This is a genomic window from Microbulbifer sp. ABH2_005 (assembly GCF_056160005.1).
Map to the genome: position 1 here is coordinate 3,341,588 of NZ_JBSWWI010000001.1, position 19,539 is coordinate 3,361,126.

Below are 19,539 nucleotides of genomic sequence, written 5' to 3' on the forward strand. Positions count from 1 at the left end.
CGACGATTCAGGTATGGTGCAAGGGGCGTGCCCGTTACGCCTTGGCGATGATATCCGCCTCGCGCTCGGCCTTGGCTGCGGCCTTCTCACGAATCAGGCGCTCCAAATCATCCACCAGGTTCTCATTCTTGAATTTGCGGTCCGGCTGGCCATCTACATAGACCGCGTGGCTTGGGGTGCCGCCGGTGAGGCCGATATCCGCCTCCTTCGCTTCGCCGGGACCATTGACGATACAACCGATCACCGCCACATCCAACGGTGTCGTGACGTCTTCCAAGCGCGTCTCCAGCTCGTTCATGGTTTTTACCACATCGAAATTCTGGCGGGAGCAGCTGGGACAGGCGATAAAGTTGATCCCTTTACTGCGCAGACGCAGGCTCTTGAGCAGGTCCCACCCCACCTTCACCTCTTCCACCGGATCTGCAGCCAGGGAGACCCGCAGGGTATCGCCGATGCCGTCGAGCAACAGGGCGCCGAGACCAATTGCGGATTTCACCGTGCCGGCACGCAGGCCTCCGGCCTCGGTAATACCCAGGTGCAGGGGCTGTTCAATCTGCTGGGCCAGTTTGCGATAGGCGGCGGTAGCCATAAAGATATCCGAGGCCTTCACGCTCACCTTGAAATCCTGAAAGTTCAGGCTATCGAGAATCTCAACGTGGCGCAGGGCCGATTCCACCAGTGCATCCGGGGTGGGCTCACCGTATTTTTTCTGTAGGTCTTTTTCCAGGGAACCCGCATTCACACCGATACGAATCGGAATATTCAGATCGCGGGCCTTATCCACCACCGCGCGGATACGCTTCTCGCGGCCGATATTACCGGGGTTGATGCGCAGGCAATCCACGCCCAGATCGGCCACACGCAGGGCGATGCGGTAGTCGAAGTGGATATCCGCCACCAGCGGGACATTCACCTGCTTTTTAATTTCCCCGAAAGCCTCGGCGGCCTCCATGCTGGGCACCGAGACCCGCACGATATCCGCACCGGCTTTTTCCAATCGCTGGATCTGGTCCACCGTGGCGGCCACGTCACAGGTTTCGGTATTGGTCATGCTCTGCACCGAGATCGGCGCATCGCCACCGACCGGTACATTACCCACCATGATCTGGCGCGACTTGCGGCGGACAATGGGAGATTCAAATTGCATAGGGCTGACCTGGCAGTATTGCTGCTAAAAAATCGAGGGGGAGATTATAGAGAGATTGGGCGCAAACCTACAGAGTTCGCGCCCAAACGGCGAAGATCCTTTAATCGCCCACAATCAGGCGGCGGGTGCGGCGGCTGCCGATAGGGTCACTTTCGATGGTTTGCTCGCGGTAAACCACCCTGGTTCCGCGGGCATTACCGAGCATCACTTCAAAGGGAGCGCGCCCATCCAGGCTCTTGGAAGTACCCGCTTCCTGCACGCCGGCGAGCAGCACTACGCCCTCGGCATCCTTCACTTCAACCCAGGAATCCTCATCGAAACTGAGACGCAGGGCTCCCTGCAACTGCTCATCTAGCTGCACCACCGCCGCGGGAAGCTGCGCTGCCGCTTCTGAAGCTTGCTCGCTGGGCTCGGACGCTAACTCAGAAAGCGCATTTGGCTCGGGAGTCTGAGCTTCCTCCACCATTTCTTCCACGGCTTCCTCGACGAGCTGTGGCTGTTGCTCCGGTGCCGCGGCCACCTGCAACTCAGTCGAACCCGGCTCCGAAAATTCACTTTCGCTGGAGGTAACGGATGGCTTAGTCGCTTCGGCAAGGGGTATATTTTGATCGGTCGATTGTTCTGTTGGTGTCTGCAGGCCGGGAATATTTACCGGACCACCATAGATCCACCAGAACACAGCGCCCGCCGCCACCAGCGGCAGTAGCGCCAACAAACCGTGGCCGCGTTTGCTCGCCGGGCGCAGGGAATCGGCTTTAATCTCGATCCGGCGTGACTCTCTGCGTGCTTGCGGCTTCGGGCGCGCAGCATCGTAGGCCGCGAGTACCGTTGTGGAGTCAATGCTCAGCTCGCGGCAGATATTGCGGATATAGCCCCGCGCATAAACGGCTTCCGGCTGGCGCTCGTAGAGGTCTGTTTCCAGCCACTCGACAGTGTTATCGATAATACACAGGCGTCGAGAAAGCTCCTCGCGGGAGAGTCCTGCCGCCTCGCGCGCGGCGAGCAACAGCGCACCGGGAGAAACCTGCGTTTTGCTTTCAGTTTGGCCGCTGTCACGGTGCACGGAATTACTATCCGTCATTACCACTCAACTCCTGATATTTCAGTGTTTCCGCAGAGTACGGGTACAAATTTTTCAGCGCAAGAGCATAACTCAGCTCCTTGTCGCGATTGCCAAACACCTTCTCAATACGAATCCCCAACCATAAAGATTGCGGTGTTTGACGGTAATTTTCGCTGTACTGGTCCAGGTACTGCTTAGCCTTGACGTAATCGCCGGCATCATATTTGAGTTCTGCCAACTCCAATAGGGCAACGGGCAGATTGCTGTTCAGGGCGAGGGCGCGTGTGTAGGCCCGTTCGGCCTCCTCCACCATCCCCAGGCGATTGGCGGTGCGGCCGTAGTTCACCAGGGCAAAGAAGCGGCGATTATAGGTCAGGTCATTGGAGGCGTGGTGGAACTGCTCCAAAGCGTCCTCGTAGCGCTCCTGTTGGTACAGGAAAACCCCATAATTGGTGCGCGCCATCGAGAAGTCATCGCTGTAGCGCAGGGCTTTTTTAAAGTGGGACTCTGCCACCGTTAATTCACCATCAGTCTGGTACAGCAGGGCCAGGCCGTGGTGAGCCAGCGGGTCTTTAGGACCCAACTCCAAGGCCTTGTTAAAGTGACGGCGAGCCTGCTCACGATTATCTCCACTCTGCAGGTAGCGAATTCCCAGCTGAACGTGAGTTTCCAGTGCCTTATCCAGGTTCACCTCCTGGCGCTCTGGCAAGCCAGTGGTCACACATCCCCCCAGTAACACAGTGAGAATCAGGCCAAGAAACGGCAGGCCAAAAGATTTTGCAGACACGACATCACCTGTACATTTATTTTTCATCTATCCATCAAGCGGGGTCGCAATGATTGATCACTATCGATCAACAAACTGGGGTGGAGTAGGTAACAAAACAGCTTCGTGAACCTTTTTGCAGCAAAACTGCCCCCATATTCACTCAGTTACCCCATCATCAGCCCGGTTTAACCCCGCTTTTCCCCCCTCATATAGTGCCGCAAAGTACTGCCAGTTTCAGCTGTATACACCTAATAAATTCCAATTGGCTCGACAGCACCTCCTTTATGTAGCGAAAAAAAATCGAAACACACTGCTATAAGAAAACCCGGAGAGCGACCAGCTCTCCGGGGAATCAAAGGCTCTCCAAGGATGAAGGGGTTTATGCCGCCATTAGAGCTCGTTACCGGCGCCATCTTTAGCGTCAAGCTGTTTGCCATCTGGGCCGCCGTCGCGGGGAGGGATCAGGGCCTGGACGGGGTTGGATGCCGCATTGGCGGCATCCGGGTCTGTCAGTGTCTCGAGAAAGCGCACTACCAGATCAATCTCGGCATCGCTGAGATTATTACCCGCATCCCCGCCAGTAGCCGCGAGAATCGCCTGAGAGAGCGCGGGGCCATTAGGGGCCACTTTATTGGCGCAATCTGCTAATTCCTGAAACTGTGCCAAATCGCACATTTCGCTATTGGAGTAGTACTGGTTAACCGATGCAGCGCGATCGCGATAGTGCTCAACATTTCTGCGCAAAGTCGCAAATTGACCACTGTGCCCCCAGGGGCCAGTGAGCGCGACATTTAATAGTGTTGGTGGGCGGAAAGCACCAGCACCGTTCGCACCCAGATCCGCGCCGCTGCCATTTTCATCGGTGCCAATACCAATTTGTGGATAGTTCGCAGGTCGCGGTCCTTCAGTAGTAAAAAATGCACCCGCATGGCAATTGGTACAGCCGGAATTCCCCGACATAAAAGTAATGGCTCCTCGCTTCTCATCACTATCGAGCGCATTTACATCGCCATCCACATAGTCGAAGAAGGGGTTATCGATAAAAAGCTGTACCGCTTCGAAGGCCGCTATGGCCTGGGCTATGCGACTGAAAGTAATCTGGTCATCACCAAAGGCCGCACTGAACAGTGCACCCCAGGATTCCCGCTCCAGATTGGCCGCTATGATGTCCTCGCGGTAACCAGTGTTGCCGCTGTCAGTAGTGCTATCGTAACCAAACTGGGTGACATCACCCATCTCCGCAGGATTGGTAACCGGAAAATGCGCCTGCGCCATCATCAACGCCAAGGTGCCAGTGCCCACCGCCGCTTCGGTATTGAGGCTGACATCCCGTGAGTCGGTGCGTAATCCACGATCAGTGAGAGCCACCCGGTTATCCCAGAAGAGCCCGCTGCTCCACAATGCCACATTACAAATAGGCTGGGCGTTTCTGGGCACTATGGGCACCTCATTGATACCATCAGAGCGGCCAGGGCCAACCAATGCAGGATCTAGCGGGTTCACACCCACGGGCATGGAGAGATTGTCACCGCCACAGCCGATAGCGGCGTGGTGGCAGGAGGCACAGGCCACGTCACCATTGGCACTGAGGGATTGGCTGTAGAACAGGCGCATACCCAGCTCGACAATGGCAGGGTCTTGTTCACTTCGCACCCTGGCGGCAAAAGCACGCATATCCTCTAAATGCCCGGCCATGTTGCTCAATTCCAGCATGGCTGCCAGGCAGGTATCCAGATCTTCATCCAATAAATTCAATGCGCTGCGAACATTTTTGCATTCGTTAATGTTCACCAGGCGGTCGAGGATCGGTGCCGCAACTGCCCCATTACTGAGGCCGCTATTAGTGTTATTGATTAGTGTTTTCGCAGTAACCTGTGCCGTCTCACTATCGCTGCCCAAATCGCCACTGGTTACCGAGTAGCTGTACGCGGTATTGACTGAAAGCCCCTGATCTACGTAATAGCTATTACTGGTCTCGGCAATTTTTTCCCCACCGCGATAGATGGTATAGGTCACCCCATCGCGCTGCCAAGAGAGGCCGATACTGGTTCCGGAAAAGGCATTGGCGATCAGCTCCTGCGGGGCAGTACCCTGCCCGCTTCCTGTGCCGGTGTCTGTACCCGTATCTTTATCGCCGTTATCGTCCGTATCATCACCAGTCTCTGTATCGCCACCAGAATCAGTATTGCCTTCTACGGTTTCCGAGCTGGTGCTGTCATCGCCACCAGAAGAACCTGAACTACAGCCTACCGCCAGCAAAAATAGCGGCAAGATCAGCAATCGTAGCAATGCCATGACCGGCACAATTGAATTTTTGCTTTGTGATTCCATAAAACCTGATCGACCCTGCCCATTAAAATCGTTAGAGAAACTCTGGACAGGCAATGGGTAAACTAGTGCCCTAGACGGCACCAAAAGCTAATACTCCCAGAGCTCTCCGATTCCTGACAATTTCGCCGGGCATAAAAATAACGAGCCTAAAGCCTTAACCCTGCGAATTCTGTTGAGAGAGTCGCAAAGCACTTACACTCGGCGAGTGAAATGAGATAGTGTGAATTACCTCAGGATATAAAAGAGGCAAAAGGCACAGTGACACAGCCAACCACTTGGCAGCCCTACCTCAGCTGTGACCTAACCAGAAATATTAAATGCGCAAAACCTGCTGCTATCACAGAGGAGGGCACAAAGAAGTCAAAAATCAGCAACCCCTATTATGCCCATCATTTTATTTCTAATTATTTCTAGCCATTCATAGGGCTATGCTAGGGATCAAACTGGAGACTATAGATTATCCCCATTTCGGTTTTTAGCATCCAATTGTTTGCCGTCTGGGCCACCGTCTCTGGGAGGGATCAGGAACTGGATCTCATTCGAGCTGCTATTTGCCGCATTTGGGTCGGTAAGAGTATCCAGGAATGTAACAACAAGATCAATCTCATCATCGGTCAGGCGATTAACACCACCGCCATCGTTTCCTGCAAGAATATCCTGGGACAGGGCCAGGCCATTGGGGGCCACTTTACTGGGGCAATCCTGTAAATCTTTAAACTGCTCAAGATCACACATCTCATTATTGGCAAAGTAGCTGGCAATTGAGGCTCCCTGATCCCTGTAATGCTCAACATTCCTTCTCAAGCTAGCAAACTGCCCGTTATGCCCCCAGGGGCCCGTAATTGACACATTTAACAAGGTAGGAGCGCGGAAGGCTCCAAAACCCAAGGAACCCTCTCCGCCCAAATCCGCTCCGCTTCCACTCTCGTCAGTACCTATTCCGATCTGCGGATAGTTGGCAGCCATCAGTGCCTCGGAAGTGAAGAAGGCCCCTTTATGACAAAAAGTACAGCCAGCATCTCTTGACATAAATGTGATAGCGCCACGTTTTTCTTCAGCACTAAGCGCTTGCAAATTGCCTTCGACATAAGCAAAAAATGGATTGTCGATAAATATCTGTACTGTTTCATAAGCGGCAATGGCCTGGGCGATACGACTGAAATTAATCTCACCATCACCAAATGCAGAAATGAAGAGCGGTTCCCAGGCTTCAATATCCAGGTTAGCTGCCAAAATATCTTCGCGGTAAGCGGTAAAGTTCTCATCAACAGTATCATCGTAGCCAAAGTCGATAATATCCCCCATTTCTGGCGGAGCTGTAACGGGGAAGTGTGCCTGTGCCATCAGTAATGCCAAAGACCCAGAACCCACGGCATCGGCGGTATTATCCGTGACATCTCTCGAGTCCGTGCGAAGAGCTCCATTGGGACTCATTGAAACCCGGTTATCCCAGAACAGACCGCGAGACCATAAAGAAGCATTACATATCGGCTGAGCGTTCCTGGGGACCAAAGGCACTTCGTTAACGCCATCAGAGCGCCCGGGACCCAACAGTGCAACATCTACCGCATTAACCCCAACCGGCATCGACAGGTTGTCGCCACCACAACCTATCGCGGGATGATGGCAGGATGAGCAAGAGGCATCTTGGTTAGCACTTAAGGATTTATTGTGAAACAGCCGCATACCCAGCTCCACCATGGCTGGTTCCTGTTCGCTGCGAACACGTGCGGCAAAAGCGCGTATATCCTCAACAAGGGAGGCCATACGATTGAGTTCAAGCATAGCTGCCAGGCAGTTATCCAAGTCCTCATCGAATAGATCGAGTGCACTGGCGGCGTTTTTACACTCGGCAAAAGTGGATATGCGCTCATTTAAGACATCGTCTTCTGTGCCGTTATTTAGCCCCGCATTCGTATTGTTGACTAACGTTTTTACCGTAACCCGGGATGCTGCTATTTCACTGGCAGTATCAGCTGTATTGACCGAATAAACATATTCAGTATCCACCGAAAGATCGTGATCGACGAAAAAACTGTTGCTGGTTTGTGCAATTTTTTCGCCATTTCGATAGATAAAATAGGTTTCACTATCCCGCTCCCAAACAAGGCCAATGCTGGTTCCGGAATAGGCATGGCCAATCAATTCTTTGGGCGCACTACCCTCCTCTGGCTCTGGCTCTGGTTCTGGCTCGGGATCAGACTCTGAATCAGTGCCAGAATCAGAGTCAGGGTCATTCTGTACGGCATCTGGAGCTGGATAGTCGCCACCTCCTGATGACCCTGAATCACATCCAGCCAACGATAAAAAGAGCATGAGGAAAAAGAGCCGCAAAAGCTCCCTGGAAAAAACTTTTGTATCCAGTATCTGAACTTGCATAAATTAAAACAGTCCTTTCTTTCGATTTTTAAAATTCTGGACTGTTAACGCCGTATCAGGGAGTTTGGTTGACACCAAAAAGAAAAAATTGTGCCTCACCAAGGCGCAAGCAAGGTGCGATCACAAATACTTTCAGGGAAACTAAAAAGTTGAAAATAGGTTCTTCTACCAACGCCACAAGTGAAAAGTACGCAAATGATAGAAGTTACCAAGACAGCCCGGACATGTAATAGCGATCAGCTAATCAAGACTTCCGGGCTGAATAGAATAATCTGTATAAAACAATCAGCCGACAATACGCACCGGGCGTTCGGCGTTGCGATAGCGTTCGGAGCGGCGGGTGCGGTCATTCACACTGCCGGCCAATTGGCCACAGGCCGCATCGATATCGTCGCCGCGGGTGGTACGCACGGTAACGGTGTAACCCTTGTCGAGCAGAATCTGCTGGAAGCGGCGCAGAGCATTGTTGCTAACACGCTGGTAGTCGGACAGCTCGAATGGGTTAAAGGGAATCAGGTTGATCTTCACCGGAATATCCCGCAGCAATTCTGCCAATTGTTCGGCGTGCTCGGGGCGGTCATTGATCTCACGCATTAGCGTGTATTCGATCGTCATCTTGCGGTGCGTATCCGGCATACGCTCGATATAGCGCTTGGCGGAATCCAACAAGACGGCGATGGGATATTTTTTGTTGATCGGCACCAATTCGTTGCGCAACTCATCATTGGGCGCGTGCAGAGAAATTGCCAGACTCACATCAGTGACATCGGCGAGGCGGTCCAGTGCCGGTACCACACCCGAAGTCGACAGGGTCACACGGCGCTTGGAGATACCGTAGGCATTGTCTTCCATCATCAGGTTCATGGCATCGACCACATTGTCGAAGTTGAGCAACGGCTCACCCATGCCCATCATCACCACGTTGGTGACTTTGCGTGGACCTTTCGGCTCTAACTGGCCAAAAGATTTACAGGCAATCCACACCTGCCCGATGATTTCTGCCGCAGTCAGATCGCGGTTGAAACCCTGTTTGCCGGTGGCGCAGAAGCTGCAATCCAGGGAGCAGCCCACCTGGGAGGAAACACACAGAGTGCCACGATCCCCATCGGGGATATAGACGGTCTCAATGGCATTGCCACCTTCGACTTCAATCAACCATTTGCGCGTGCCATCGGCGGAGTCCCATTGCCCCAACACTTTTGGCGCGCGAACTTCGGCCACTTCCGCCAGCTTCAGGCGCAGGGCCTTGCTGACATTAGTCATCTCAGCGAAGTCATCGACCCCATTCTGGTGAATCCACTTTAAAACCTGAACCGCGCGGAAGCGCTTCTCGCCCAATGATTCAAAAAAGGCGGCCAGCTTTTCGACAGAAAGGCCGAGCAGGTTGGTTTTCTCTGTGGTCATTCAGTTCACCTCGGGGGAAGAGTTGCACCGGTCCGGACGGGCCGGTGCGATTCAGGGCGCGAATTAAGCGCGCGGGCAGATTTCGTCGTCAGCGAAGAAGTAGCTTACTTCGCGGGCAGCGGATTCTGCAGAGTCGGAACCGTGTACGGCGTTGGCGTCGATGCTTTCAGCAAAGTCGGCGCGGATGGTGCCGGCAGCCGCTTCTTTCGGGTTGGTCGCGCCCATCAGCTCACGGTTAGCCAGGATAGCATTTTCGCCTTCCAGAACCTGTACAACAACCGGACCGGAAGTCATGAAGTCAACCAGGTCTTTGAAGAAAGGACGCTCTTTGTGCTCAGCGTAGAAACCTTCGGCTTTCTCGCGGGACAGGTGCGCCATCTTCATAGCAACGATGCTCAGGCCAGCTTTCTCGAAACGGCTCTCGATTTCACCGATTACATTCTTGGCTACTGCGTCCGGCTTAATGATAGAAAGGGTACGCTCCAGGGCCATGGTTATCTCCAAATTGATTTTTCGTAACTGAACTTACATACAGAAAGAGCAACCTGCTCAGTTGCTCTTCCGTGATATTCCTTTCATACCCACCGGGGGTACTCAATTTTTAATCACCGCTTTTCGCGGCCGGCGGATTATACGGGGTATTGATCGACTTTTGTACTCCAATACCAATCCCCCCTTAAAACCGGTCTGGCTAGTCGCGCTCCTCAATCCAGGCGGCCTGAATAGCCTCCAGAATCTTCTCGCCACAACGGCTGGGGTCATCGTCAAATTCCGGCAACGCCATTACCCAATTGCGCAGATCGACAAAATTGACCGTGAGCGGGTCTACATCTTCGTGCCTATCACAGAGTTCGATAGCGATATCGTGAATATCAGTCCACTTCATTGATTCAGCTTCCTCAATACCGCTGTGCTCAGTGCTTTTCCGACACTTGGTTGATGGTGTACTTGGGAATTTCTACAACCAGGTCTTCATCTTCAACGATCGCCTGACAAGACAGGCGAGATTCAGGCTCCAGACCCCAGGCCTTGTCAAGCAGATCCTCTTCCAGTTCGTCGGGCTCTTCCAGGGAGTAAAAGCCTTCGCGCACAATGACGTGGCATGTAGTGCAGGCACAGGCTTTTTCACAAGCGTGCTCTATCTCAATGTCATTGGCCAGGGCCGCATCGATCACACTGACGCCGCTCTCCGCTTCCACCACTTTACCCTCGGGGCACATTTCCGGATGGGGTAAAAATACTATCTTCGGCATGGGTACTGACTCTCTATGGTCTCAATCCGACGGGGGCAAGCCCCGGCCGCAGGTTGTGCAGGCTGGGCGCCCACCGCTTATTTATCAAATTCATCCAGGCTGTGACCGCGCATAGCGCGCTTAATCGAAGCGTCCATACGCCGTGCAGCGAAAGGCTCGGACAATTTGTTCAGGGCCTCCATACGCAGGCGGATCTCCTCTGCGTCGCCGGCATTGTGAGCCAGCCGCAGAGCTTCCATGGCGTGCTCCAGCTCGCTCAACTCATGCTCTTCCAGCAACTGGGCACCGTTTTCACGCAGGGCAACCAGCAGGCTCTCCAAGGTCCTTTCCGCCTCTACCTGGGCCTCGCGCAGGGCGCGCAGGGCGATATCCTCGGCGGCATGGGTGTAGGATTCCTGCAGCATGCGTGCAATATCCTTATCCTCCAGGCCGTAGGAGGGTTTCACCACGATATCCGCACTGACGCCACTGCTCTTCTCCATGGCGGTCACAGAAAGCAGGCCATCCGCATCCACTTGGAATGTCACGCGGATATGGGCAGCACCCGCCACCATTGCGGGAATGCCGCGCAATTCGAAGCGGGCTAGCGATCGGCAGTCGCTGACCAGCTCCCGCTCACCCTGCACCACGTGAATCGCCATAGCAGTTTGGCCATCTTTAAAAGTGGTGAACTCCTGAGCTTTAGACACCGGGATAGTGGTATTGCGCGCAATCAACTTCTCGGTAAGCCCACCCATGGTCTCGAGTCCCAGAGACAGGGGAATGACATCCAGCAGCAGCAGGTCGTCATCGGACTTGTTGCCCACCAGCACATCCGCCTGCAGGGCCGCACCAATTGCCACCACTTGATCCGGATCGATCTCCGCGTGGGGCGCCCGGCCAAAATAGTCTTCAACCCGTTCCCGCACCCGCAGCGTGCGAGTGGAACCGCCCACCAGAACGACTTCCTGTACTTCATCCACGCCGATATCCGCATCGCGCAGGGCGCGTTTACAGGCGCGCAGGGTCTTGTCGATTAGAGGATCCAACAGTGAAGCCATGGTTTCCCGATCGAGCACACCGGTCCAGTCCCCATGGCGAAGCTCTGCCTGTTCAACATTGGCCAGGGCTTCCTTGGCTGCACAGGCGCTATCCAATAACCGCCGCTGGGTGGACGCATCCAGGTCGGTGCCGAGGCCCGCCTGCTCGGCGATCCAGGCAGCGATAATGCGGTCAAAGTCATCACCACCCAGTGCGGTGTCACCGCCGGTGGCCATTACTTCGAAAACGCCGCGAGACAGACGCAGAATAGAGATATCAAAGGTGCCACCGCCCAGGTCATAGACGGCGATCACGCCCTCTTCTCCCCGGTCGAGGCCGTAGGCCACCGCCGCCGCAGTGGGCTCGTTGAGTAGGCGCAGCACCTTCAGGCCGGCCAGCCTGGCCGCATCTTTGGTGGCCTGGCGCTGGGCGTCGTCAAAATAGGCCGGCACGGTGATCACCGCACCGTCGAGTTCCCCACCCACTTTGCCGTAAAGCGCATCACGGCCGCGCTGGGCCAGCTTTTTGAGAATTTCCGCAGACACCTGCACCGGATTCACCGGACCGGCAGCGGTTTCGATAGTGGGCATGCCGCCATTACTGTCGGAAAAATGGTAAGGCAGCTGCTCACCCAGGCTTTTCACATCGGCGACACCGCGGCCCATCAAACGCTTGATCGACAGCATGGTGTTGTAGGGATCCGCAGCGGCGCGGGCGCGGGCCTCGGCGCCAACAGTGATACCCTCACGGCTGTAATGCACCGCCGAGGGCAGAATGACACTGCCATCCTCTGCAGCAATGGCTTCTGCCGAGCCGCTGCGCACCGTGGCCACCAGCGAGTTGGTGGTGCCCAGGTCGATGCCCACCGCATACTTGCGCTGATGGGGGTCGGGGCTCTGTCCCGGTTCAGAAATCTGCAGTAATGCCATTACTTATCTCTTCTGTCAGCGGGATTTATCGCACTGGCACTGCCTGCGCCAGATCCCGGTTTATTTTCTGATAGCGATTGTTTAATCGCCGAACAAATCGGCTTCCAGCTCTTCCACCTGCGATTGCAGCTTCACCAGAAACTGCTGCTTGCGCAGGGAGTCCTCGGCTTCGCTGAACTTGCCTGCGGCATAGGTCTCGGCAAATTGCCGCTGTTCACCCCGGTAGAGGCCATCGACCTCATCGGCGAGTTCCTCCAGGGCGACGGCGGGATTTGGCTGTTCGCGCACTTCTTCGAGACGCTCGCGCAACAGCATTTGCTGCATCAGGAATTCTGTATCGGCAGTGGTCTGCTCCGGCGGCACTTCCACCCCAGCGAGTTTGAGCAGGTAGGCGGCGCGCTGTACCGGATCGCGAAGAACAGTGTGGGCTTCATTGATCTGCGCGGCCATCTGGATAGCGAGCAGCTGTTCGCGCTCGGATTTGGAGGCGTATTTGTCCGGGTGGAATTCCCGCTGCAATTCCCGATAGCGCGCCGCCAGGGCGCTGCGATCGAGCTCAAAGGCGGGCTCTAGCCCGAATATTTCGAAATGGGTCAGGTTGGTTGCCATCTCAGTTCACCTGCCGGCACTGGGCCTTAAAAACTGGGCGGCGGCGCCCCACCCGGCGATTGCCGGGCCAATAAAAAGGCCGGTATGCACAGTGCACCCGGCCTCTCTGTAGCGGGCCCACTCAGACGTGAAAACTCTCGCCGCAGCCACACTCATTCTTAACGTTGGGGTTGGTGAAGGTAAAGCCCTCGTTGAGCCCTTCCTTGACGAAATCGAGCTGGGTACCGTCCAGGTAAACCAGGCTCTTGGGGTCCACGATCAGCTTTACATCATCCTGCTCGAACACCACGTCTTCGGCCTCTGCCGAATCGACAAATTCCAGTACATAGGCAAGGCCTGAGCACCCGGCGGTCTTCACACCGACACGAATACCGATACCTGTGCCGCGCTTGGCCAGCTGACTCTTGATATGAGCCTGAGCGGCCTCGGTCATGGTAATAGCCAAAACAATACCTTCACTACTATTGGGCTCGGGGCCCGGTGGTTAACCTGCGGCGGATTCCGGCGCGTCAGCAGCTTCGGCAGACTCACCGCGCTTTTCACGGATATTGCGCACAGCGGCTTTGATCGCATCTTCCGCCAGCACCGAACAGTGAATCTTCACCGGCGGCAGGGCCAGCTCTTCGGCAATGGCAGTATTTTTGATCTGCTCCGCCTCGTCGATGGTCTTGCCTTTTACCCATTCGGTAAGCAACGAGCTGGAGGCGATGGCAGAACCGCAGCCGTAAGTTTTGAACTTGGCATCTTCAATCACACCCGCGTCGTTCACCTGAATCTGCAGGCGCATCACGTCACCACAGGCGGGCGCGCCCACCATGCCGGTGCCCACGTTGTCCGCCTTGTCGTCCATACGTCCGACGTTGCGGGGGTGTTCGTAGTGGTCAATTACTTTATCGCTATAGGCCATGACTTTTCTCCTAACTCATGCGCGCGCTTAGTGAGCGGCCCATTCAATCTTGTTCAGGTCGACACCGTCTTTGTACATATCCCAAAGCGGCGATAATTCACGCAGTTTCTCCACCGCCTTGCGCACGGCGGCCGCTGCGGTATCCACGTCCTGCTCGCTGGTGAAGCGGCCGAAGCTGAAACGCAGTGAGCTGTGTGCCAGCTCATCGTTTACGCCCAGGGCGCGCAGCACGTAGCTGGGCTCCAGGCTCGCAGAGGTACAGGCGGAACCGGAGGAAATCGCCAGGTCACGCAGGGACATAATCAGGCTCTCGCCCTCTACAAAGGCAAAGCTGACATTCAAGTTGCCCGGAACACGCTGTTCGGCGGAACCGTTGATATGGACTTCTTCCATATCTTTGATCTGATCCCAGAAACGGTTGCGCAGGGACACCAGACGCTCGCCTTCTTGCACCATTTCTTCTTTGGCAATACGGAAGGCTTCGCCCATACCCACAATCTGGTGGGTGGGCAGGGTGCCAGAACGCATACCGCGCTCGTGGCCACCGCCGTGCATCTGTGCTTCCAGTCGCACGCGGGGTTTGCGGCGAACATACAGGGCGCCAATGCCTTTGGGGCCGTAAATCTTATGGGCGGAGAAGGACATCAAATCGACCTTCATCTCTTGCAGGTCGATGGGCAGCTTGCCGGCGCTCTGTGCTGCATCCACATGGAAGATCACTTTGCGCGAACGACACAGTTCGCCGATTGCGGCGATGTCGTTGATCACACCGATCTCGTTGTTCACGTGCATCAGGCTCACCAAAATGGTGTCCTCACGCAGTGCGTCCTCAACCTGTTGCGGGGTAACAATGCCGTCTTCACGGGGATTCAGGTAGGTGACCTCGAAGCCTTCACGCTCCAGCTGGCGACAGGTGTCCAGCACTGCTTTGTGCTCGATCTTGGAGGTGATGATGTGCTTGCCGCGACCCTGGTAGAAGTGCGCCGCACCTTTGATCGCCAGGTTGTCAGACTCGGTGGCACCACTGGTCCAGACGATCTCGCGGGGGTCGGCATTAATCAGTTCGGCCACCTGGCGGCGGGCATTTTCCACCGCTTCCTCGGCCTTCCAGCCATAAAGGTGGGACCGGGAAGCCGGGTTACCGAAGTTGCCTTCCATCGTCAGCTGCTCTGCCATCTTTGCAGCGACACGCGGGTCAACCGGACAGGTAGCTGAATAATCCAGGTAGATGGGAAGCTTCATAGTCATACCGTTTCCGCTCAATAATTCTCAAATATTCCGCTTTGGCCACAACCGTGGCCGATATTTACAGACCGCCGAGTACGGCGACCCGCTGTTCCGGTGCTTCACGCATATCCTGGCGGCGCGCCACTTCCTGCACCTCGGCGCGCGACACCAGATTGGCCAGGCTGATACCGCTCAGGAAACCGTGAATCTGGTCGCTTAAATCGGACCAGAGGTAATGGGTCAGACACTGCTCGCCATTGGCGCAATCGGCGTTGCCGCCACAGCTGGTGGCATCCACCGATTCGTTGACCGCATCAATAATTTGAGCCACAAAAATCTCTTCGCCATCCCGGGCCAGGCGGTATCCGCCGCCGGGACCGCGCACACTGGACACCAGCCCAGACTGCCGCAGGCGGGAAAATAACTGTTCCAGGTAGGACAGGGAGATGCCCTGCCGTTTGGAAATATCTGCCAAGCTGATCGGCCCACGCTCTGCATGCAACGCCAGATCCAGCATGGCGGTTACCGCGTAGCGGCCTTTGGTTGTTAAACGCATACCAGCTCCCAACTGATGTACAGCCTTTTCCGATCGGGGCGCGAGTATGAAATAACCCAGCACCTTAGTCAAGTATATAACCGAGCAAAGTACTCGGGTACTCAACCCGCTAGTCGGGGCGACCCTTGCCGCCAGAGCGGTGGATATAGTTCTGGATGGCGGTGAGCATGCCGCGCAGGATGCCCAACTCCATATCATCCGGGCGCACACGGCTATACAGTCGGCGCAAACGGGTCATAGTTTGGCGGGGATTGTCCGGGTCGATAAAGCCGAGTTCGCCCAGCGCCTGCTGCAGGTGATCGAAATAGAGTTCCATATCGCTGGCTTTAGCCGGTGGGCGATCCCAGTCGGCATAGCTCACAGGCTCGCCTTTTTCCGCTTCCAGTGCCGCCATACGCACTTCATAAGAGAGCACCTGCACAGCGGTCGCCAGATTTAGAGAACTGTACTCCGGGTTGGCGGGAATATGCACATGGTAATTGCACGCCTGTAGCTCTTCATTAGTGAGGCCGCGATCTTCTCGGCCAAATACCAGCGCCACCGGGTGGCTGGAGGCCTCGGCCACTGCGCGCTCGCCGCACTGGCGCGGCGTCAGCAAGGGCCAGGGGATGCGCCGCTCGCGGGCGCTGGTGGCCACCACTAAGCCGCAATCTGCCACCGCTTCTTCCAGAGTGTCCACCACCACGGCGCTATCCAATAGCTCCGCTGCACCGGCAGCGCGCCACACGGCATTGGCCGCTGGGAATTCCCGCGGTGCAACCAGGTAGAGCTGGCTCAGGCCCATATTCTTCAGGGCGCGCGCCGCGCCGCCAATATTTCCTGGGTGGGCACTGTTAACCAGAACCACGCGCACATTGTCGAGCGCATTGAGCGGAGTCATGTCTAAAGGGGACTTGGCCATACTGAAAGTAATAATTCGGTGTCATGGGGGCGCGCGAGTGTAGCAAAAAGGAGCGGGAATCCATACAATCGCGTCCGCTGCGGTTAACCCGCGGTCTGCTTTTTAACCACTTCAACCACTCAGTGCGGAATAGTTATGGAACCCATGCTAAATATTGCCCTGCGCGCGGCGCGCAAGGCCGGAGAATTGATCGAACGGGCCTGGGAGCGCGGCGACCTGATGAAATTCGAGGAAAAAGCCCGCAACGATTTCGTCACAGAAGTGGACAAGGCCAGTGAACAGGAAATTATTTACCACCTGCGCAAGGCCTACCCCAAGCACAGCATCCGCGCTGAAGAGAGCGGCCTGATCGAAGGCGCCGAGCCCGACTACGAGTGGATTATCGATCCCCTCGACGGCACCACCAACTTTATCCACGGCGTACCCCAGTTTGCGGTATCTATTGCCTGTCGCTATCGCGGCCGCATTGAGCACGCGGTGGTACTCGACCCCATTAAGCGTGAAGAATTTACCGCGAGCCGTGGCCGCGGCGCGGCTCTGAACGGCCGTCGCATCCGTGTTTCCCCCCGCCAGGGCCTGCGCGGCGCTCTAATTGGCACCGGCCTACCCTTCAATGGCCCAGCTCTGGAAAACATCGACCCCTACCTGGGCGCTTTGAAAGAGATCGCCGGGCAGACTGCCGGCATCCGCCGCCCCGGTGCCGCCGCACTGGATCTGGCCTATGTAGCGGCCGGACGCTTTGACGGCTTCTGGGAGATGTACCTGAATACCTGGGATATCGCGGCAGGCTCCCTGTTGGTCAAAGAGGCCGGTGGCCTGATCAGCGATTTCCGCGGTGGTGAGGACTACCTGGATTCCGGACACCTGGTGTGCGCCACCCCCAAGGTCTTCAAGCCACTGCTGCAGATCGTAGGCAAGCACCTGGGTTCAGTGCGCTAATCCCACCCTCTCACTGGCCCGGCTGTCGTCGGGCCAGCTCTTCCCTGCTCTTGAATTAAACCGACCTTCCTGAGCGCCCAAGGGTTTCCGCCAGCACACGGGATAACTGCATAAAATCAAACTCTGCCGGCAGAACCGGGTAGCTCTCCCCGTTTGGTTTTTCACCTACCAATATAAAGCGCATAGCCCTGGTGGCGATATCCTCCTGCAAAATAGACAATAGGTCGGCGGCAGACATACCCGGTACCTCACTGTGAAACAGCAATACATCGGGACGTTGGGTTCGTGCGATAAAAATGGCCTCCACTACATCGGTGGCAACCAGGCATTGAATCTGGGGAGCCTCCTTCAGCATCTCCTTGAGCTGATCCGCCGCAGCCGGGCGGTTATCCACAAGTAGCAGTCGCCCTTCCGGCAGCTTCGGCGGTTCCTGTGGATGGGCGGAAAAACTCATCAGGGCATCGGGCGCGTCGATCATGGGAAACTCAATCCAGAAAACCGAGCCCTGCCCCTCCTGACTGTCAAAGTCGATACGCCCGCCCATAGCCTCGGTGAGGCGCCTGGCGATTGCCAAACCTACACCGGTGCCTTCGATATGGCCCTTCTCTTCTCCCAACCGATTGAAGGGTTCGAACACCTCACTGCGCCGCTCCGGTGGAATTCCCTTGCCAGTATCGAGAATACTCAGGCGCAGCCATCCCTCCGCCTGGGGAGTGAAGTTAATAATGACCCTGCCATTGTCCCGATTATATTTCACCGCGTTGCCGGCGAGGTTTAGCACCACCTGTTTGTAACGCACCGGGTCCGCGCAGATATAGGCAGACTCCCAGCCGAGGGGCTCGTAAACCAGGCTGACCCGGCGGGTCTCTGCCAGAGGCTCCAGCAGGCGTTTACACTCGGCCACTAATTCCACCGGACGCACCGATTCCATTGAGGGGCCGAGCCGCCGGCTGTCGATGCGGGCGAGCTCCAGTACATCGCCCACCAAGTGTAATAAGTGCTGACCGGCGCGGCGGATCTCCCCAAGGCGCTGGCGCTGATCGGAGTTCAGGCTCTGATCCAGCTCCACCATTTGGCTGTATCCCAATATGGCGTTGAGTGGGGTGCGCAACTCGTGGCTCAGGCTGAATAAAAGATCAGCGCGGTGCGCATTTTCCTCGCGCTGCTGGTGCAACTCCCGCTCCAGGCGCGCCTGGGTCTCACGGCTTGCACTGACATCCTGCAAAATCCCGAGTACTCGTACCGGCTGGCCGCGACTGTCGAGCTGCGCCTTGCCGCGGCAACGCACCCACACCAGACTGCCATCGGAACGCCACAAGCGGAATTCCACATCCAGGGGCAGGCGGTCGCGCACATGGTCCAACATGGATTGCTCCACCCTGGCTATATCCTCTGTGAGAATACGCGCCTTCCACTGCTCGGCGGCAGAGCGCCCGATACTGCGTATAGGGCTCACCTCGTAACCGAGAATTCCCCAGCAGGCGTCGTCGAGGACCATTTCATCGGCGCGCAAATCCCACTCCCACAAGCCGTCCCCAACCCCGGAAAGCGCCTGCAGTGGTCGCTCGCTGGGCAGGCTCGACAGGTAGCGCTGGGACAGAGCCTCGCTATAGTCGGCACAAGTGCCTATGGCGATCACCTCGCTGCCGTCAGCACTGGTGGTCGCCCGCCCACAAAAACGCAGCCAGCGCAGCTGGCCGGTGATGTCATAGGCACGGAAGGCGATATCGAAATACCCCCCCTGACTGGCGATTCGGTGGCGCAGTGAGAGAATACGGTGGCGCTCATCGGAGTGAACCGGGTGCAACTCGGTACCAGACCACAGGGCCTGAAGGGCCCGATCGGCACTGTCGGCGAACAGGTGCCAGATATCCCCCTGGGCGCGCTGGGCACCGCTTTTCAGGTGCCACTCCCACAATCCAGAATCCACATCCATCATCAGCCCCTGCAGGCGACCAGTTTGATGGGCAAGCTCCATTGCACCCAGGGAGTGCAGCTCCTCTGGAGTGGACAGCAGGAAGGGGAGATGGGGCGGGACGGGGTTTTGAGGTTCGGACACGCTTAACTCGATTCGTTGGCATTGCAGGCAAAACAAAGGGGGCCTT

18 protein-coding genes are annotated in these 19,539 nt (G+C 56.3%); 1 reads left to right on the top strand and 17 read right to left on the bottom strand.

Features of this window, described 5'->3' with window-relative positions; translation table 11 throughout:
- Positions 1-34 precede the first annotated feature (34 nt).
- The 16 genes from ispG to trmJ all read right to left on the bottom strand — a co-directional run bounded on the left by ispG (position 35) and on the right by trmJ (position 16,495).
- The gene (gene ispG / locus ACXAFI_RS14565; protein ID WP_152451935.1) at positions 35-1,147 is read right to left on the bottom strand and encodes a flavodoxin-dependent (E)-4-hydroxy-3-methylbut-2-enyl-diphosphate synthase; all 1,113 of its coding nucleotides are present in this window, start codon (positions 1,145-1,147) and stop codon (positions 35-37) included.
- Positions 1,148-1,247: 100 nt separating this feature from the next.
- Positions 1,248-2,228, bottom strand: a complete 981-nt coding sequence (locus ACXAFI_RS14570) for a RodZ domain-containing protein (RefSeq protein ID WP_475109393.1) — start codon at positions 2,226-2,228, stop codon at positions 1,248-1,250.
- The gene (gene pilW / locus ACXAFI_RS14575; protein ID WP_475109394.1) at positions 2,218-2,997 is read right to left on the bottom strand and encodes a type IV pilus biogenesis/stability protein PilW; all 780 of its coding nucleotides are present in this window, start codon (positions 2,995-2,997) and stop codon (positions 2,218-2,220) included. Before pilW ends, ACXAFI_RS14570 begins: the two co-directional genes overlap by 11 nt.
- A 372-nt stretch (positions 2,998-3,369) precedes the next feature.
- A complete protein-coding gene (locus tag ACXAFI_RS14580) occupies positions 3,370-5,310 on the bottom strand; it encodes a cytochrome-c peroxidase (RefSeq protein WP_475109395.1) in 1,941 nt (646 codons plus the stop codon).
- 450 nt (positions 5,311-5,760) lie between these two features.
- Positions 5,761-7,689, bottom strand: a complete 1,929-nt coding sequence (locus tag ACXAFI_RS14585) for a cytochrome-c peroxidase (RefSeq protein WP_475109396.1) — start codon at positions 7,687-7,689, stop codon at positions 5,761-5,763.
- A gap of 285 nt (positions 7,690-7,974) precedes the next feature.
- A complete protein-coding gene (gene rlmN / locus ACXAFI_RS14590) occupies positions 7,975-9,093 on the bottom strand; it encodes a dual-specificity RNA methyltransferase RlmN (protein ID WP_475109397.1) in 1,119 nt (372 codons plus the stop codon).
- Positions 9,094-9,156: 63 nt separating this feature from the next.
- Entirely contained in the window at positions 9,157-9,585 is a 429-nt protein-coding gene (gene ndk / locus ACXAFI_RS14595) for a nucleoside-diphosphate kinase (RefSeq protein ID WP_152451925.1), read from the bottom strand.
- A gap of 199 nt (positions 9,586-9,784) precedes the next feature.
- Complete coding sequence (gene iscX / locus ACXAFI_RS14600) at positions 9,785-9,979, bottom strand: Fe-S cluster assembly protein IscX (protein ID WP_444921251.1); 195 nt, start codon at positions 9,977-9,979, stop codon at positions 9,785-9,787.
- 28 nt (positions 9,980-10,007) lie between these two features.
- Complete coding sequence (fdx, locus tag ACXAFI_RS14605) at positions 10,008-10,346, bottom strand: ISC system 2Fe-2S type ferredoxin (protein ID WP_152451921.1); 339 nt, start codon at positions 10,344-10,346, stop codon at positions 10,008-10,010.
- 77 nt (positions 10,347-10,423) lie between these two features.
- Positions 10,424-12,295, bottom strand: a complete 1,872-nt coding sequence (hscA, locus tag ACXAFI_RS14610) for a Fe-S protein assembly chaperone HscA (RefSeq protein WP_475109398.1) — start codon at positions 12,293-12,295, stop codon at positions 10,424-10,426.
- Positions 12,296-12,376: 81 nt separating this feature from the next.
- Positions 12,377-12,904 (bottom strand): Fe-S protein assembly co-chaperone HscB, encoded by a 528-nt coding sequence (hscB, locus tag ACXAFI_RS14615; protein ID WP_152451917.1) that lies wholly within the window; start codon positions 12,902-12,904, stop codon positions 12,377-12,379.
- A 121-nt stretch (positions 12,905-13,025) separates the two neighbouring features.
- Positions 13,026-13,337: an iron-sulfur cluster assembly protein IscA gene (iscA, locus tag ACXAFI_RS14620; RefSeq protein WP_444921249.1), complete on the bottom strand. Its 312-nt coding sequence runs from the start codon at positions 13,335-13,337 to the stop codon at positions 13,026-13,028.
- A 51-nt stretch (positions 13,338-13,388) separates the two neighbouring features.
- Complete coding sequence (gene iscU / locus ACXAFI_RS14625) at positions 13,389-13,811, bottom strand: Fe-S cluster assembly scaffold IscU (RefSeq protein ID WP_252084807.1); 423 nt, start codon at positions 13,809-13,811, stop codon at positions 13,389-13,391.
- A gap of 27 nt (positions 13,812-13,838) precedes the next feature.
- A complete protein-coding gene (locus tag ACXAFI_RS14630) occupies positions 13,839-15,053 on the bottom strand; it encodes an IscS subfamily cysteine desulfurase (protein ID WP_475109830.1) in 1,215 nt (404 codons plus the stop codon).
- 64 nt (positions 15,054-15,117) lie between these two features.
- Positions 15,118-15,594 (bottom strand): Fe-S cluster assembly transcriptional regulator IscR, encoded by a 477-nt coding sequence (gene iscR, locus ACXAFI_RS14635; RefSeq protein ID WP_152451911.1) that lies wholly within the window; start codon positions 15,592-15,594, stop codon positions 15,118-15,120.
- A 109-nt stretch (positions 15,595-15,703) separates the two neighbouring features.
- On the bottom strand, positions 15,704-16,495 hold the full coding sequence (gene trmJ / locus ACXAFI_RS14640; RefSeq protein WP_475109399.1) for a tRNA (cytosine(32)/uridine(32)-2'-O)-methyltransferase TrmJ: 792 nt from the start codon (positions 16,493-16,495) through the stop codon (positions 15,704-15,706).
- A gap of 135 nt (positions 16,496-16,630) precedes the next feature.
- Here trmJ and ACXAFI_RS14645 point away from each other — a divergent pair, with 135 nt between their 5' ends.
- A complete protein-coding gene (locus ACXAFI_RS14645) occupies positions 16,631-17,434 on the top strand; it encodes an inositol monophosphatase family protein (protein ID WP_475109400.1) in 804 nt (267 codons plus the stop codon).
- 55 nt (positions 17,435-17,489) lie between these two features.
- On the opposite strand, the gene ACXAFI_RS14650 is transcribed toward ACXAFI_RS14645, so the two are convergent.
- Entirely contained in the window at positions 17,490-19,493 is a 2,004-nt protein-coding gene (locus ACXAFI_RS14650; protein WP_475109401.1) for a hybrid sensor histidine kinase/response regulator, read from the bottom strand.
- Between the last annotated feature and the right edge of the window lie 46 nt (positions 19,494-19,539).

What these genes read in the sequence shown, in the direction of transcription:
- ispG (WP_152451935.1), bottom strand. Translation starts at nt 1,147, where the DNA reads ATGCAATTTGAATCTCCCATTGTCCGCCGCAAGTCGCGCCAGATCATG.
- ACXAFI_RS14570 (WP_475109393.1), bottom strand. Translation starts at nt 2,228, where the DNA reads ATGACGGATAGTAATTCCGTGCACCGTGACAGCGGCCAAACTGAAAGC.
- ACXAFI_RS14580 (WP_475109395.1), bottom strand. Translation starts at nt 5,310, where the DNA reads ATGGAATCACAAAGCAAAAATTCAATTGTGCCGGTCATGGCATTGCTA.
- ACXAFI_RS14585 (WP_475109396.1), bottom strand. Translation starts at nt 7,689, where the DNA reads ATGCAAGTTCAGATACTGGATACAAAAGTTTTTTCCAGGGAGCTTTTG.
- rlmN (WP_475109397.1), bottom strand. Translation starts at nt 9,093, where the DNA reads ATGACCACAGAGAAAACCAACCTGCTCGGCCTTTCTGTCGAAAAGCTG.
- ndk (WP_152451925.1), bottom strand. Translation starts at nt 9,585, where the DNA reads ATGGCCCTGGAGCGTACCCTTTCTATCATTAAGCCGGACGCAGTAGCC.
- iscX (WP_444921251.1), bottom strand. Translation starts at nt 9,979, where the DNA reads ATGAAGTGGACTGATATTCACGATATCGCTATCGAACTCTGTGATAGG.
- fdx (WP_152451921.1), bottom strand. Translation starts at nt 10,346, where the DNA reads ATGCCGAAGATAGTATTTTTACCCCATCCGGAAATGTGCCCCGAGGGT.
- hscA (WP_475109398.1), bottom strand. Translation starts at nt 12,295, where the DNA reads ATGGCATTACTGCAGATTTCTGAACCGGGACAGAGCCCCGACCCCCAT.
- hscB (WP_152451917.1), bottom strand. Translation starts at nt 12,904, where the DNA reads ATGGCAACCAACCTGACCCATTTCGAAATATTCGGGCTAGAGCCCGCC.
- iscA (WP_444921249.1), bottom strand. Translation starts at nt 13,337, where the DNA reads ATGACCGAGGCCGCTCAGGCTCATATCAAGAGTCAGCTGGCCAAGCGC.
- iscU (WP_252084807.1), bottom strand. Translation starts at nt 13,811, where the DNA reads ATGGCCTATAGCGATAAAGTAATTGACCACTACGAACACCCCCGCAAC.
- ACXAFI_RS14630 (WP_475109830.1), bottom strand. Translation starts at nt 15,053, where the DNA reads ATGAAGCTTCCCATCTACCTGGATTATTCAGCTACCTGTCCGGTTGAC.
- iscR (WP_152451911.1), bottom strand. Translation starts at nt 15,594, where the DNA reads ATGCGTTTAACAACCAAAGGCCGCTACGCGGTAACCGCCATGCTGGAT.
- trmJ (WP_475109399.1), bottom strand. Translation starts at nt 16,495, where the DNA reads ATGGCCAAGTCCCCTTTAGACATGACTCCGCTCAATGCGCTCGACAAT.
- ACXAFI_RS14645 (WP_475109400.1), top strand. Translation starts at nt 16,631, where the DNA reads ATGGAACCCATGCTAAATATTGCCCTGCGCGCGGCGCGCAAGGCCGGA.